Source organism: Pseudomonas sp. MUP55, assembly GCF_034043515.1.
Classification (GTDB): Bacteria; Pseudomonadota; Gammaproteobacteria; order Pseudomonadales; family Pseudomonadaceae; genus Aquipseudomonas.
This window is the reverse complement of record NZ_CP138214.1, coordinates 3,831,216-3,845,197: the sequence shown is the minus strand read 5'-3', so window position 1 is coordinate 3,845,197 and position 13,982 is coordinate 3,831,216. Positions and strand designations below refer to the sequence as shown.

At 60.4% G+C, this 13,982-nt stretch carries 12 protein-coding genes and 4 tRNA genes; 14 read left to right on the top strand and 2 right to left on the bottom strand.

The genetic code is table 11. From position 1 onward, the window contains the following. Positions 1-50 precede the first annotated feature (50 nt). The 10 genes from accD to SC318_RS17220 all read left to right on the top strand — a co-directional run bounded on the left by accD (position 51) and on the right by SC318_RS17220 (position 7,883). Positions 51-971: an acetyl-CoA carboxylase, carboxyltransferase subunit beta gene (gene accD, locus SC318_RS17265; protein WP_320427774.1), complete on the top strand. Its 921-nt coding sequence runs from the start codon at positions 51-53 to the stop codon at positions 969-971. Next, positions 968-2,275 (top strand): bifunctional tetrahydrofolate synthase/dihydrofolate synthase, encoded by a 1,308-nt coding sequence (gene folC, locus SC318_RS17260; RefSeq protein ID WP_320427773.1) that lies wholly within the window; start codon positions 968-970, stop codon positions 2,273-2,275. The genes accD and folC overlap by 4 nt, the downstream gene beginning before the upstream one ends. Beyond that, positions 2,259-2,918 (top strand): SPOR domain-containing protein, encoded by a 660-nt coding sequence (locus SC318_RS17255; protein WP_320427772.1) that lies wholly within the window; start codon positions 2,259-2,261, stop codon positions 2,916-2,918. The genes folC and SC318_RS17255 overlap by 17 nt, the downstream gene beginning before the upstream one ends. Before the next feature lie 248 nt (positions 2,919-3,166). Further along, positions 3,167-3,724, top strand: coding sequence for a CvpA family protein (locus SC318_RS17250; protein ID WP_003192538.1), 558 nt, complete (start codon positions 3,167-3,169; stop codon positions 3,722-3,724). Positions 3,725-3,764: 40 nt separating this feature from the next. Then, positions 3,765-5,270 carry an amidophosphoribosyltransferase gene (gene purF, locus SC318_RS17245; RefSeq protein ID WP_124363594.1) on the top strand — a complete coding sequence of 502 codons (1,506 nt, stop codon included), beginning with the start codon at positions 3,765-3,767 and terminating at the stop codon, positions 5,268-5,270. A 66-nt stretch (positions 5,271-5,336) separates the two neighbouring features. Beyond that, a complete protein-coding gene (locus tag SC318_RS17240) occupies positions 5,337-6,548 on the top strand; it encodes an O-succinylhomoserine sulfhydrylase (protein WP_320427771.1) in 1,212 nt (403 codons plus the stop codon). Positions 6,549-6,559: 11 nt separating this feature from the next. Further along, positions 6,560-7,324, top strand: a complete 765-nt coding sequence (locus tag SC318_RS17235) for an SDR family oxidoreductase (protein ID WP_320427770.1) — start codon at positions 6,560-6,562, stop codon at positions 7,322-7,324. 169 nt (positions 7,325-7,493) lie between these two features. Further along, positions 7,494-7,569, top strand: a tRNA-Val gene (locus SC318_RS17230). A gap of 56 nt (positions 7,570-7,625) precedes the next feature. Next, positions 7,626-7,702: transfer RNA gene (locus SC318_RS17225), tRNA-Asp, on the top strand. A gap of 104 nt (positions 7,703-7,806) precedes the next feature. Continuing rightward, positions 7,807-7,883, top strand: a tRNA-Asp gene (locus tag SC318_RS17220). Positions 7,884-8,040: 157 nt separating this feature from the next. Here the strand turns inward: SC318_RS17220 and SC318_RS17215 are convergent. Beyond that, positions 8,041-9,324 (bottom strand): NAD(P)/FAD-dependent oxidoreductase, encoded by a 1,284-nt coding sequence (locus tag SC318_RS17215; RefSeq protein WP_320427769.1) that lies wholly within the window; start codon positions 9,322-9,324, stop codon positions 8,041-8,043. A 184-nt stretch (positions 9,325-9,508) separates the two neighbouring features. Between SC318_RS17215 and SC318_RS17210 the strand changes: the two genes are divergently transcribed. After that, positions 9,509-9,585: transfer RNA gene (locus SC318_RS17210), tRNA-Val, on the top strand. 211 nt (positions 9,586-9,796) lie between these two features. On the opposite strand, the gene SC318_RS17205 is transcribed toward SC318_RS17210, so the two are convergent. Further along, positions 9,797-10,957 carry a cytochrome P450 gene (locus SC318_RS17205; RefSeq protein ID WP_320427768.1) on the bottom strand — a complete coding sequence of 387 codons (1,161 nt, stop codon included), beginning with the start codon at positions 10,955-10,957 and terminating at the stop codon, positions 9,797-9,799. Between the two features lie 74 nt (positions 10,958-11,031). Here SC318_RS17205 and SC318_RS17200 point away from each other — a divergent pair, with 74 nt between their 5' ends. The 3 genes from SC318_RS17200 (at position 11,032) to SC318_RS17190 (ending at position 13,980) form a co-directional block, all read left to right on the top strand. Then, entirely contained in the window at positions 11,032-11,760 is a 729-nt protein-coding gene (locus tag SC318_RS17200; RefSeq protein ID WP_320427767.1) for an ArsR/SmtB family transcription factor, read from the top strand. A 556-nt stretch (positions 11,761-12,316) separates the two neighbouring features. Further along, positions 12,317-13,033, top strand: a complete 717-nt coding sequence (locus SC318_RS17195; RefSeq protein WP_320427766.1) for a DUF969 domain-containing protein — start codon at positions 12,317-12,319, stop codon at positions 13,031-13,033. Continuing rightward, positions 13,030-13,980: a DUF979 domain-containing protein gene (locus SC318_RS17190; RefSeq protein ID WP_320427765.1), complete on the top strand. Its 951-nt coding sequence runs from the start codon at positions 13,030-13,032 to the stop codon at positions 13,978-13,980. The genes SC318_RS17195 and SC318_RS17190 overlap by 4 nt, the downstream gene beginning before the upstream one ends. The last annotated feature ends 2 nt before the right edge of the window (positions 13,981-13,982 follow it).

Genomic DNA, 13,982 nt, shown 5'->3' with positions numbered 1-13,982 from the left:
AGGGCATACGCGGGGCTGTGTTCAAGCCACCGGTACTGGAGAAAGAAAGCATGAGCAACTGGTTAGTAGACAAACTGATCCCTTCGATCATGCGTTCCGAGGTGAAGAAAAGCTCGGTTCCTGAAGGTCTGTGGCACAAGTGCCCGTCCTGCGACGCGGTGCTGTACCGCCCGGAGCTGGAAAAGACCCTGGACGTTTGCCCCAAGTGCAACCACCACATGCGTATCGGCGCACGCGCCCGTATCGACATCTTCCTCGATACCGACGGCCGCAACGAGTTGGGCGCTGATCTGGAGCCGGTCGACCGTCTCAAGTTCCGCGACAGCAAGAAATACAAGGACCGTCTGGTCGGTGCGCAGAAGCAGACCGGCGAGAAAGACGCGCTGATTTCCGTCAGCGGTAAGCTGCTGGGCATGCCGGTGGTGGTTTCGGCGTTTGAGTTCTCCTTCATGGGCGGCTCCATGGGTGCCATCGTCGGCGAGCGTTTTGTACGCGCCGCCAACTATGCCCTGGAAAACCGCTGCCCAATGATCTGCTTCGCCGCCTCCGGTGGTGCGCGTATGCAGGAAGCGCTGATTTCCCTGATGCAAATGGCCAAGACCTCGGCGGTACTGGCGCGTCTGCGCGAAGAAGGCATTCCGTTCATCTCGGTGCTGACCGACCCTGTCTACGGCGGCGTTTCCGCCAGTCTGGCGATGCTGGGCGACGTGATCGTCGGCGAGCCAAAAGCCCTGATCGGCTTTGCCGGCCCACGCGTGATCGAACAGACCGTGCGTGAAAAACTGCCGGAAGGTTTCCAGCGCAGCGAGTTCCTGTTGGAGCACGGCGCCATCGACCTGATCATCCCGCGTGGTGAGCTGCGTCCACGCCTGGGTAACCTGCTGGCGCAAATGATGGGCCTGCCGACACCTGTCTACGTCGCGCCTAAAGTCGAACCGATTGTCGTGCCGCCGGTGCCAGAAAACCTATGACCCAACGTACCCTTGGCGAATGGCTCGCCTACCTTGAGCAGTTGCATCCGTCCGCCATCGACATGGGCCTGGAGCGCTCGCAGCAGGTAGCGGCCCGCCTTGGGTTAGGGCGGCCGGCACCGCGTGTGATCACGGTGACCGGCACCAACGGCAAGGGGTCCACCTGTGCCTTTGTCGCGGCGCTGCTGCTGGCCCAGGGGCTGAAGGTCGGCGTGTACAGCTCTCCGCACCTGCTGCGCTACAACGAGCGGGTGCAGCTCAATGGCGTCGAAGCCACCGACGAGCAACTCTGCGAAGCCTTCGCTGCCCTCGATGCCGGGCGTGGCGATATTTCCCTGACCTATTTCGAGATGGGCACCCTGGCGGCGTTATGGCTGTTCGAGCGTGCGCAACTGGATGTCGTCGTGTTGGAAGTGGGTCTGGGCGGGCGTCTGGACACGGTCAACGTGGTGGATGCCGACCTGGCGTTGGTCACCAGCATCGGTGTCGACCACGCCGATTACCTGGGTAACACCCGCGAATCGGTGGCTTACGAAAAGGCTGGCATCTTCCGCCAGGGCAAACCTGCCTTGTGCGGTGACCTCGACCCACCGCAACCCTTGCTGGACAAGGTGCGCGAGCTGGATTGCCCGTTCTTCCTGCGCGGGCGCGAATTCAACCTTGAGATTGGCGATCAGCATTGGCAGTGGTCCGGGCGCGATAGCCGCGGCCAACCGGTAGCGTTGCGCGATTTGCCGCTGCTGAACCTGCCTATGGAAAATGCTGCGCTCGCGCTGCAAGCCTATCTGCTGCTGGATTTGCCATGGGATGCCGCGCAAATTGCCGCCACCCTGCAGGCAGCGCGGATAGTGGGGCGTCTGGATCGGCGTACCGTCGAATGGCAAGGCAAGCGTCTCAACCTGCTGCTGGATGTCGGTCACAACCCGCACGCCGCCGAATACCTGGCGCAGCGCTTGGCGCGCACGCCATTGTCCGGCCGTCGCCTGGCGGTGTTCGGCTTGCTGGCCGACAAGGATCTTGACGGCGTGGTTGCGCCGCTGCTGAGCAGCGTGCAGTCCTGGGCGGTTGCACCGCTGGATACGCCGCGCAGCCGTCCGGCGGCTGAGCTGGAAAGCGCGTTGCAGAACCTTGGTGCGTCGGTGACGTCGTATGCAGGCGTTACCGCTGCGCTTGAGGCGCAGTGCGCGGTGGCGAAGGCCGAGGACGAGATTCTGTTGTTCGGATCATTTTATTGTGTTGCCGAGGCGCTCGAATGGCTGGCCCGGCGCTCCACGGAGGAAGCTGCACATGGCATTACTGGATAGCGCATACAAGCAGCGAATGGTGGGAGCCCTGGTGTTGGTGGCATTGGCGGTGATTTTCCTGCCGATGCTGTTTTCCCGTCAGGACGAGCAGCGTCAGGTCGTGGTTGAAGCGCCCGCTGCGCCGCAGGCGCCGGTGGTTCCTCAGGTTCAGGTTGAACCGGTGGTGGTGCCCGAGCCCCAGGCGCTGCCTGAAGAAGAGCCCGTACCGAGCGATGAAGAGGTCGCTGCGCAACAGGCACCTACCATGCCGGTGCAGCCGAGCGTGCCGGTGGTCAAGCCGACACCGGCGCCGGCGGTTGCCGCCAAGCCGGCGACGCCAGCGCCTGCGCCTAAACCGGTAGCGCCGCAGCCTGCCGCGCCGGGCAAGCCGGACGTAGGTCAGAGCCGCATCGACCCCAATGGCTTGCCGATCAGTTGGTCGATTCAAGTGGCCAGCCTGGGCAATCGCGAAGGCGCCGACGCCTTGCAGAAAAAGCTGCGGGCCCAGGGCTATAACGCCTACATCCGCAGCGCCGATGGCAAGAATCGGGTGTTTATCGGGCCGCTGATCGAGCGAGCCGAGGCCGACCGCCTGCGGGACTTGCTGGATCGTCAGCAGAACCTCAAGGGGTTCGTTACCCGTTTCCAGCCTGAGCGCGGCTGATTTCGAAATTTGAAATGCAGTCAAGTGTGGGAGGGGGCTTGCCCCCGATAGCGGTGGGTCAGCCAATACATCTGTTGACTGTCACACCGCCATCGGGGACAAGCCCCCTCCCACATTGGTTTTCAGCAGTCTTGAAATGGTGTTCGCACCGCCCCATCTATTGATTTGCAAAGCACCCGCAATCACTGCTTACCGATAACCCGGCGCTCTGCTAAAATGCGCCGCCTTATCCGTACGTAGGCTGCACTGTGCCATTTACCTGGGTTGATTGGGCGATCGTTGCAATCGTCGCCATCTCCGCTTTGATCAGTCTGAGCCGCGGCTTCGTAAAAGAAGCACTGTCGTTGCTGACCTGGATCATCGCAGGAGTCGTAGCCTGGATGTTCGGTGGTTCATTGTCGGTCTACCTGGCCGGGTACATAGAGACACCTTCGGCTCGCGTCATCGCGGGCTGCGCCATCATGTTCATCGCCACGCTGCTGGTGGGGGCAATGGTCAATTATCTTATTGGCGAGTTGATACGTGTCACCGGCCTTTCCGGGACCGATCGATTTCTCGGCATGGCCTTCGGCGCCGCGCGTGGCGCGTTGCTGGTGGTCGTGGCGGTCGGGCTGTTGAGCCTGGGGCCGGTACAGCAGGATTCGTGGTGGCAGGAGTCGGTACTCGTGCCAAAATTTCTATTGGTTGCAGACTGGTCCAAGAACCTCATATTGGGGTGGAGCAGTCAGTGGCTGGCCAGCGGAATCAGCGTACCCGCTGATCTTCCGTTCAAGGAACACCTCTTGCCGGCCAAAACGCCGCAGTAAGAGTGTTCAGTCAAGATCCATAAAGTAGGGGTTGCGTCGCATGTGTGGCATCGTCGGTATCGTCGGTAAGTCGAACGTCAATCAGGCGCTGTATGACGCGCTAACCGTCCTCCAGCACCGCGGCCAGGACGCTGCCGGTATTGTGACCAGCCACGACGGCCGGTTATTCCTGCGCAAGGACAATGGCCTGGTACGTGACGTGTTCCACCAGCGTCACATGCAGCGCCTGGTCGGGCACATGGGCATTGGCCATGTGCGCTACCCGACCGCCGGTAGCTCCACATCGGCCGAAGCTCAGCCGTTCTACGTCAACTCGCCTTACGGCATTACTTTGGCGCACAACGGTAACCTGACCAACGTTGAACAGCTGGCCAAGGAGATTTACGAATCCGACCTGCGCCACGTCAACACCAGTTCCGACTCGGAAGTGCTGCTCAACGTGTTCGCCCATGAGCTGGCCCAGCGCGGCAAGCTGCAGCCGACCGAAGAGGACGTGTTTGCCGCCGTGATCGACGTGCATAACCGTTGCGTGGGTGGCTACGCGGTCGTGGCGATGATCACCGGTTACGGCATCGTCGGTTTCCGCGACCCCCACGGCATCCGCCCGATCGTGTTCGGCCAGCGTCACACCGACGAAGGCGTCGAGTACATGATCGCCTCCGAAAGCGTGTCCCTGGATGTGCTGGGTTTCACCCTGATTCGCGACCTGGCGCCGGGCGAAGCGGTCTACATCACCGAAGACGGCAAACTGCACACCCGCCAGTGCGCTGTTGCGCCGAAACTCACGCCCTGCATCTTCGAGCACGTCTACCTGGCGCGTCCGGATTCGATCATCGACGGTGTTTCGGTGTACAAGGCACGTCTGCGCATGGGGGAGAAGCTTGCCGAGAAGATCCTGCGCGAGCGTCCCGAGCACGACATCGATGTGGTTATCCCCATCCCGGACACCAGCCGCACCGCTGCGCTGGAACTGGCCAACCACTTGGGCGTCAAGTTCCGCGAAGGTTTCGTCAAGAACCGCTACATCGGCCGTACTTTCATCATGCCGGGCCAGGCTGCGCGCAAGAAGTCGGTGCGCCAGAAGCTCAATGCCATCGAGCTGGAATTTCGTGGCAAGAACGTGATGCTGGTGGATGACTCCATCGTACGTGGCACCACGTGCAAGCAGATCATCCAGATGGCCCGTGAAGCCGGTGCGAAGAACGTCTACTTCTGTTCCGCCGCGCCTGCCGTGCGTTACCCGAACGTGTACGGTATCGACATGCCGAGCGCCCACGAACTGATCGCACACAATCGCTCGACCCAGGACGTGGCCGACCTGATCGGCGCCGACTGGTTGATCTACCAGGACCTGCCGGACTTGATCGAAGCGGTCGGCGGCGGCAAGATCAAGATTGACCAGTTCGACTGCGCCGTGTTCGATGGCAAATACGTGACCGGCGATGTCGATGAGGCTTACCTGAACAAGATCGAGCAGGCGCGCAACGACTCGTCGAAGATCAAGACCCAGGCGGTCAGCGCGATCATCGATCTGTACAACAACTGAGTAAACACCGGCCCTGAGGGGCCGGTTTTGTATCTTAAATAAAGAATTCGAGTAAGGAGTCGCAGCATGAGTCAGGAATGGGATGCCGGTCGTTTGGACAGCGACCTCGATGGCGTAGCTTTCGATACCCTGGCTGTGCGCGCCGGCCAGCACCGTACCCCGGAAGGGGAGCACGGTGACCCGATGTTTTTCACCTCCAGCTATGTGTTCCGCACGGCGGCCGACGCCGCTGCGCGCTTTGCCGGTGAAGTGCCGGGCAACGTCTACTCGCGCTATACCAACCCGACCGTGCGTGCGTTCGAAGAGCGTATCGCCGCCCTGGAAGGCGCTGAGCAAGCGGTGGCCACGGCGACCGGCATGGCCGCGATCCTGGCGGTGGTAATGAGCCTGTGCAGCGCCGGCGACCACGTGCTGGTATCGCGCAGCGTGTTCGGTTCGACCATCAGCCTGTTCGAGAAGTACTTCAAGCGCTTTGGTATCGAAGTGGACTACGTGCCCCTGGCGGATTTGTCCGGTTGGGAGGCGGCGATCAAGGCCAACACCCGGCTGCTGTTCGTCGAGTCGCCGTCCAACCCGCTGGCTGAACTGGTGGATATCGCCGCGCTGTCCGAAGTGGCGCACGCCAAGGGCGCGATGCTGGTGGTCGACAACTGCTTCTGCACCCCGGCCCTGCAACAGCCGTTGAAGTTGGGCGCGGACATTGTGGTGCATTCGGCCACCAAGTTCATCGACGGCCAGGGCCGTTGCATGGGCGGTGTGGTGGCTGGTCGCAGCGAGCAGATGAAGGAAGTGGTGGGCTTCTTGCGCACCGCCGGCCCGACCCTGAGCCCGTTCAACGCCTGGATCTTCCTCAAGGGCCTGGAGACCCTCAGCCTGCGCATTAAAGCCCACTGCGCCAACGCCCAGGCGCTGGCCGAGTGGCTGGAGCAGCAGGACGGTATCGAGAAAGTGCATTACGCCGGCCTCAAGAGCCACCCGCAGCACGCATTGGCCCAGCGCCAGCAGCGCGGTTTCGGCGCGGTGGTGAGTTTTGAAGTGAAGGGCGGCAAAGAGGGCGCCTGGCGCTTTATCGATGCCACGCGCCTGATCTCGATCACCGCCAACCTGGGTGACAGCAAAACCACCATCACCCACCCGAGCACCACCTCCCACGGGCGCCTGGCGCCTCAGGAGCGTGAAGCCGCAGGCATCCGTGACAGCCTGATTCGCATCGCGGTCGGCCTGGAAGACGTGACGGACTTGCAGGCCGACCTGGCCCGCGGGCTGGCGGCCTTGTGATCGAGTGGTCCATGGAAGCTGCAGCGGCCACTAACGGGCGCGTTGCGCTGGTGACCGGCGCGGCGCGGGGCATTGGCCTTGGCATCGCCGCGTGGCTGATCAGCGAAGGCTGGCAGGTGGTATTGACCGACCTGGACCGGGTGCGCGGTTCCGCGGTGTCCAAGGTGCTGGGCGAGAATGCCTGGTTTATCACCATGGACGTGGCCGACGAGAAGCAGGTGGCCCAGGGCGTCGCCGAGGTGCTGGGGCAATTCGGGCGCCTGGATGCGTTGGTGTGCAATGCGGCGGTGGCCGACCCGCGCAATATCACCCTGGAAAGCCTCGACCTGGCTTACTGGAATCGCGTGCTGGCGGTGAACCTCAGTGGGCCGATGCTGCTGGCCAAGCACTGTGCGCCATACCTGCGCGCCCATGGCGGCGCTATCGTCAACCTGGCCTCGACCCGGGCCCGCCAATCGGAGCCGGACACCGAGGCCTACGCGGCGAGCAAGGGTGGGCTGCTTGCACTGACTCACGCGTTGGCGATGAGCCTGGGGCCGGAAGTGCGGGTCAATGCGGTCAGCCCTGGCTGGATCGATGCGCGTGATCCTGCTGCGCGGCGTGCCGAGCCACTCACCGATGCCGATCATGCCCAGCATCCGGCGGGCCGGGTAGGGACGGTGGAGGACGTAGCGGCCATGGTGGCGTGGTTGCTGTCGCGCCAGGCAGGGTTTGTCACTGGCCAGGAGTTTGTGGTGGACGGTGGCATGAGCAAGAAGATGGTCTACGAGCACTGAGGTGCAGATTCAAGTCGCGAGCTGCAAGCTGCAAGTGAAAGCAGATTTTCGGTGGCTTTGAACTTGCGGCTTGAAGCTTGCGACTTACAGCTGTTTTTGAAAAAAACTCAATCCTGCTATTGACTTAGGTCCGCTACCTGCGTAAATTTCGCGGCCTCAACGAAGCAAAGGGTGATTAGCTCAGCTGGGAGAGCATCTGCCTTACAAGCAGAGGGTCGGCGGTTCGATCCCGTCATCACCCACCACTTCTTGAGAGTTTTGCCCTTGTGGCAAGACGCAACGTTAAAGGTTGCACCGACGCGCAGCGGTAGTTCAGTCGGTTAGAATACCGGCCTGTCACGCCGGGGGTCGCGGGTTCGAGTCCCGTCCGCTGCGCCATATTTTCCAGGTTCGATTCGTCGGGTCTGAGATTGAACAGCAAAGCTGATCAGTCAGATGTTTAAAGGTGATTGAGGGTTTACGCTCAGTCAGCCAAGCGATACGCAGCGGTAGTTCAGTCGGTTAGAATACCGGCCTGTCACGCCGGGGGTCGCGGGTTCGAGTCCCGTCCGCTGCGCCATATCAGCCTCAAGGCCCACTGAACGCCTTGAAGCACAAGCAAAGCCATTGGCTGAGCTTGATTCGATAGCAAAGACCCTGGTCGAAAGACCGGGGTTTTTTGTGTCTGCGATTTGACTATCCTGCCAGGGAGCCGGCGAACCGGCTCCCATTGTGCGTCAAAAGCCCAGCTTATCCCGCAGCCCGTAATACCACGCGCCCATCGCAGCAAAAGGCGTGCGCATCAGCTGTCCGCCTGGGAACGGGTAATGGGGCAGGTCGGCAAACGCGTCAAAGCGCTCTGCCTGGCCTCTCAGGGCTTCGGCCAGCACCTTGCCCGCCAGGTGCGTGTACGTCACGCCATGGCCGCTGCAGCCCTGGGAGTAATAGATGTTGTCGCCAAGGCGGCCGACCTGTGGCAAGCGCGACAAGGTCAGCAGGAAATTGCCGGTCCAGGCGTAGTCGATCTTTACGTCCTTGAGCTGGGGGAACGCCTTGAGCATTTTCGGCCGAATGATCGCTTCGATATTCGCCGGGTCCCGCGCGCCATACACCACGCCGCCGCCGAAGATCAGGCGCTTGTCGCTGGTGAGGCGGTAATAATCGAGCAGGTAGTTACAGTCTTCCACGCAGTAATCCTGCGGCAGCAGCGTCCTGGCCAACTCGTCACCCAGCGGCGCGGTGGTGATCACCTGGGTGCCGCACGGCATCGATTTCGCCGCCAGCTCCGGCACCAGGTTGCCCAGGTAGGCATTGCCCGCGACGATAATGAATTTGGCCCTGACCTTGCCCTCGGCGGTATGCACCACCGGATTGGCGCCACGTTCGATACGCACCGCTGCCGATTGCTCATAGATCGTGCCGCCCAGGGACTCGACGGCCGCCGCCTCGCCCAGTGCCAGGTTAAGCGGGTGGATATGACCGCCGCTCATGTCCAGCAGACCGCCTACATAGTTGTCACAGGCCACGACTTCGCGGATACGGCGCTCGTCCAGCAGTTCCAGTTGCGTATGGCCGTAGCGCTCCCACAGGCGCTTCTGCGATTCCAGGTGGTCCATGTGCTTGCTGTTGAGGGCGGCGAACACACCGCCGTCCTTCAAGTCGCACTGGATCTGATATTTGGCCACACGCTCACGAATGATCCTGCCGCCCTCGAAGGCCATCTCGCCCAGCAGCTGCGCCTGCTTGGGCCCGACGCTGCGTTCAATGACGTCGATGTCGCGGCTGTAACTGTTGACGATCTGCCCGCCATTGCGACCGGACGCACCAAAACCCACCTTGGCGGCTTCCAGGACCGTCACGCGAAAGCCGTTCTCCAGCAGAAACAGCGCGCTGGAAAGGCCGGTGTAACCGGCGCCGATTACACAGACATCGGTTTCCACCTCGCCTTGCAGTACTGGGCGCGACGGAACCGCGTTCGCGGACGCGGCGTAATAGGATTGGGGGTAGGGGGTGTTCGCCATCCTGGAACCTCTGTTTTATATTTTTTACGAGTGCGGCGATCCTACCTGAGTTGAAAATTGCCCGCCAGCCACCCGCAAATCACGGGTGCGCTGCCCGCGAATAAAAAATTCGCATATTCATAGGGTTAGCTGCAAAAAAGATGTTGACACCCCTACGGAATTCCGTAGAATGCCGCCTCACAGCAGGCACGTAGCTCAGTTGGTTAGAGCACCACCTTGACATGGTGGGGGTCGTTGGTTCGAGTCCAATCGCGCCTACCAAACAAAATCCGCTCTGCTGGGCGGTCTAGAAGGGCTCACCGAAAGGTGGGCCCTTTTTTGTTGTCTGTCGTTTGGTCATGCTGGGAATACTTTGAGCAAACGACCGCCCACTCCAAGTCAGCTTTCACCTTCATATAAACCTGAAAAACTGCCTACGGCCAGCTAAGTGGTCCGCACGATGCCGCTCAAGGCGACGCAACCATAGTTGCGATCATTGCTCAGTTTCCTGACCACGATAAAACTTAGGAATGCGGCCATTAAGGGACGGCAAATAGCTCCACCGACAAGGATGATCAGCCTGGGCTGTGTAGCGATGTAGCCATACCGAAATCGCCTCGCAAGCGATAGTTAGTGCAAGTTGCTGACCTGGACATTCATGCCTCCCTGAGCCGAAGCTGAAGGTTCGTCGTTGTGTTCGTTTGAGCAAGAAGCTATCGGGGTCTGGGTTCCTGTACGAATCCCGGTTGGCTGAAGCGAGCAACAATAGAACGGTGTCGCCCGCCGCCAGTACGTTGCCCCTGACAGTGCATCGCTTTGCTACGAATCGCCGGGTGTTTTGCACGGGCGAGTCGTAGCGCGCTACCTCTGCCACCAAGTCTGCTACGAGCTTGGGCGTTGTGTGCATGTCTGTGATCAGGCCAGGGTTACGATGGAGTGTCACGAGGGTATTGCCGATCAAGCCCGCGGTGGCTTTGCAGGTCTGTGACAGCAGACCGATGAGGTTAGCGATCAACGCATCGTGATCGCTCCAGTCGATGGCTTCGCCACTGCTCAGGATATGGCGCAAGAGGCGGCTACTTTCAGCGTCGCTGCGTAGCAGCTGAGTGAATAATTCGCTTAGCCGAGTCGCGCCGCAATGAGCTGCGCCAAGCTGAGCTGCGTCGCTTAACGGCGAAAGACAGGCAGTAAAATCCCGTACCAGCCCCGCGACTTCCCGTAGCCGGCTGGAGGGAAGGCCTATCAAACCCGCCATGACCGAAACGGGCAACGTAAACATCAGCTCGTCAGGGTTTTCGAGTGGGTTATCGAGGGTCTCAACCACGCGTGAAACCATCTCTGCATTGTTTTCTGTCTCGATAGATCTCAGGGCAGGCTCGATAGCCATCCTGGGGCAAAGGTGCTGCGCGCCCTCGTTCATGCGCATCAAACGACCGAAAATTCCTCCTGCGATGCCTTGCGCAATGGCTGGAGGGATCGGCTCGTTCAGCGGACGCACCCGGCAGTCGGGATGCGCCAGGATGGTTTCAACCGCCTGGGCGTCACATGCGACCCATAAACGAAGGTCTGCATCGAACGACAGACCGTTTTGCCGCCTGAGGCGTGAGTAATAAACGTAGGGATCAGCGTGGGTAGCTGCTTCAAAGGGCGTCATGGCGCAAATCCTGTTTGCTAAGAACAGCTACTATCGGACACCCTCCATGCCGATGATTCGCTCAGGAACGAAATATGGACGCTCAAAGCAATGACACTGCGATTTCTCGGATCGCCGGCGCGATTGCCGAGCCTGCGAGGACGAAAATGCTTTGTTCGCTGATGGACGGCCACGCTCGTACCAGTACCGAAATGGCCGTCGTTGCTGACGTGAGTGCATCCACGGCGAGCGCGCATTTGGCAAGATTAAGACAGGACGGGTTGGTTAGGTTGCACACGCAGGGCAGGCATCGCTACTACAGTCTGGCGGACGCTCAAGTGGCCCAGGCTATTGAAGCCCTCATGGTGATCGGCCAAAACGCGGTTACGCGTTATGTTCCCACTGCCCCAACCCGTTTGCAGTTCGCACGCACCTGTTATGACCACATGGCAGGAACACTGGCGGTGCGACTGCACGACCATTTCATGGGAGCAGGCTGGTTAACCGTGCCGTTCGCTGGGGAGGGTATGTATCAGCTTACGATGAGCGGCGAAAAAGCGATGACCACTCTGGGTATCGAGCTAGAAACGGTAAGGGCACAGCGACGTCGTTTTGCGTGCTCATGCCTGGACTGGAGCATGCGCCGCCCTCATCTTGCCGGAGCACTCGGCGCCGCTTTACTGCAAACGGTCATAAGGCGCAAATGGGTTACCCAGGACCTTGATAGTCGGGCACTTGCATTGACGCTCAATGGGCAAAAGGAGCTGTCTGGCAGATTTGGGATCTTGCTTGAAAACGAAGAGACCGGTAGATCAAGATTGTAAGATCGACAATATCGAGTTCAACGATAGCGATATCTCACGTAGTAAAGTGATCTATGGCTCGGTATGGGTAGGCCTGGAATTAAGCACTGCCATACCCAGTGACACCTTGCGGCGCACTTGGGCGTTGGCGTCTCAATCAACAGAAAAGCGTAGCCACCGACAGCAGGCAAATGATCTGTACCGCCATCTGGCAGCGTATCTCGCCAATCGTTGTCGCAATACTGCTCATTTGACCGGCATACATAGCAGGACCCCTCATTGTCGGCAAAAGCGCGATGATCTGCAGGAGTATCACTGCTGAGTATAGAGCCAATCCAGAATCCCTCCACTTGGCCCGCATGGTGGTGCCAATATCGACAAAATTTATTGGTCCGCAACAACAATTTTTCTTGTTGGACACCTCCCGCCTCAAGGCAGCAAAGTTGCCGCCACCGCTCGACCTTTCGGGTCAACAATAAAAAAACCGAGCCGACTGCACGCCACTTTCATGCTGTGAGCCCTTTGCTCACATCCTGCTGTAATGGCGCCGCAGCGCGCACTAAAGGACCTCTTCGCCATGCAAACTGTTGTGAACTTATGGCCGTTGATCGGCGTACTTGTCATCGTGGTCGGCTTTGTATTGCGCTTCAATCCGTTGCTGGTGGTTACCGCCGCCGCGATCGCGACCGGGGTTGCCGCCCAGTTCCCGCTGGAAAAAATTCTCGCCACCATGGGCGATGGCTTCCTTCAAACCCGTGCGCTGCAGTTGATCCTGCTATTGCCGCTGGCGGTGATTGGCCTGTTGGAGCGTCACGGCCTGCGCCTGCATGCGCAGAATTGGATCGCCCGCTTCGAGCGGGCGACAGTCGGGCGTTTGCTGATCATCTATCTGTTTGTGCGTGAATCGACCGCGGCCATGGGGCTGACCAGCCTGGGTGGGCATCCGCAGATGGTGCGGCCTTTGCTGGCACCGATGGCTGAAGGCGCTGCGGAAAAACGTTACGGCAAGCTGCCGGACAAACTGCGTCACAAGGTCCTGGCCATGTGCGCCGCCACCGACAATGTGGGGCTGTTTTTTGGTGAGGACATCTTCGTCGCCTTTGGTGCGATTGCCTTGATGCATACCTTTCTGCTGGGCTCGGGGATTGATGTCGAGCCGCTGCACATCGCGGTGTGGGGCATCCCGACGGCGATCTGCGCCTTTATCATTCATGCCATCCGGCTGCATCGGTTCGATCGAAGGCTGACCCGTGAGATGACCGCCGTTGCCCCCTCGGTGGAGGCCGCACGATGATTATTTCCATTCAATACCTGTACTGGTTGGCCGGTGTGCTGTTGCTGATCACCGCCGGCATGATCCTGCTGGATCGCACGCACCCCAAGCGTTGGTCCAGCGCGCTGTTCTGGCTGCTGTTTGCCATTCCGTTCCTGGTGGGGGAGCGCCTGCCCTCGGTAGTTATCGGCGTTGGTGTTGTGGTGATGGCGGTGATTGCTGGCTTGGGCGGCGTTGGCCGCGGCCAGCACGCCGAACTGCACGACAAGGCCTCCCGCGCCAGCGCCGGTCGCCTGGGCCATAAACTGTTCATCCCGGCGCTGGCCATCCCGTTGACCACCGTGATCGGTTCGGTATTGCTCAAGCACACCGAAATCGGCGGTGTACCGCTGCTTGATCCGAAGAACACCACCTTCGTCTCGCTCGGCATAGGCTGTTTGATCGCCCTTGGCCTGGCCTGTTGGCTGACCCGCGATACGCCCGTGCAAGCCTTGCGCGAATCGCGTCGCCTGACCGAAGCCTTGGGCTGGGCAATGGTGCTGCCACAGATGCTGGCGATGCTCGGGCTGCTGTTCAACGAGGCCGGGGTGGGCACGGCCGTGGCCCACGTCACCACTACGTACATCAACCTGGATTTCAAGTTGGTGGCGGTCATGGTTTATGTCCTGGGCATGGCCTTGTTTACCGTGATCATGGGCAACGGCTTTGCCGCCTTTCCGGTGATGACCGGTGGCGTCGGCGTGCCGGTGCTGGTGGGCATTTACGGAGGCAATCCGGCGGTCATGGCGGCGATCGGCATGTTTTCCGGCTACTGCGGTACGCTGATGACACCGATGGCGGCCAACTTCAATATCGTGCCGGCCGCACTGCTGGAGCTGCCGGACAAGAACGCGGTGATCAAGGCCCAGTTGCCGACCGCGTTGATGATGCTGGTGGTCAATATCGTGCTGCTTTATCTGTTGATGTGAGG

What these genes read in the sequence shown, in the direction of transcription:
- accD (WP_320427774.1), top strand. Translation starts at nt 51, where the DNA reads ATGAGCAACTGGTTAGTAGACAAACTGATCCCTTCGATCATGCGTTCC.
- folC (WP_320427773.1), top strand. Translation starts at nt 968, where the DNA reads ATGACCCAACGTACCCTTGGCGAATGGCTCGCCTACCTTGAGCAGTTG.
- SC318_RS17255 (WP_320427772.1), top strand. Translation starts at nt 2,259, where the DNA reads ATGGCATTACTGGATAGCGCATACAAGCAGCGAATGGTGGGAGCCCTG.
- purF (WP_124363594.1), top strand. Translation starts at nt 3,765, where the DNA reads ATGTGTGGCATCGTCGGTATCGTCGGTAAGTCGAACGTCAATCAGGCG.
- SC318_RS17240 (WP_320427771.1), top strand. Translation starts at nt 5,337, where the DNA reads ATGAGTCAGGAATGGGATGCCGGTCGTTTGGACAGCGACCTCGATGGC.
- SC318_RS17235 (WP_320427770.1), top strand. Translation starts at nt 6,560, where the DNA reads ATGGAAGCTGCAGCGGCCACTAACGGGCGCGTTGCGCTGGTGACCGGC.
- SC318_RS17215 (WP_320427769.1), bottom strand. Translation starts at nt 9,324, where the DNA reads ATGGCGAACACCCCCTACCCCCAATCCTATTACGCCGCGTCCGCGAAC.
- SC318_RS17205 (WP_320427768.1), bottom strand. Translation starts at nt 10,957, where the DNA reads ATGACGCCCTTTGAAGCAGCTACCCACGCTGATCCCTACGTTTATTAC.
- SC318_RS17200 (WP_320427767.1), top strand. Translation starts at nt 11,032, where the DNA reads ATGGACGCTCAAAGCAATGACACTGCGATTTCTCGGATCGCCGGCGCG.
- SC318_RS17195 (WP_320427766.1), top strand. Translation starts at nt 12,317, where the DNA reads ATGCAAACTGTTGTGAACTTATGGCCGTTGATCGGCGTACTTGTCATC.
- SC318_RS17190 (WP_320427765.1), top strand. Translation starts at nt 13,030, where the DNA reads ATGATTATTTCCATTCAATACCTGTACTGGTTGGCCGGTGTGCTGTTG.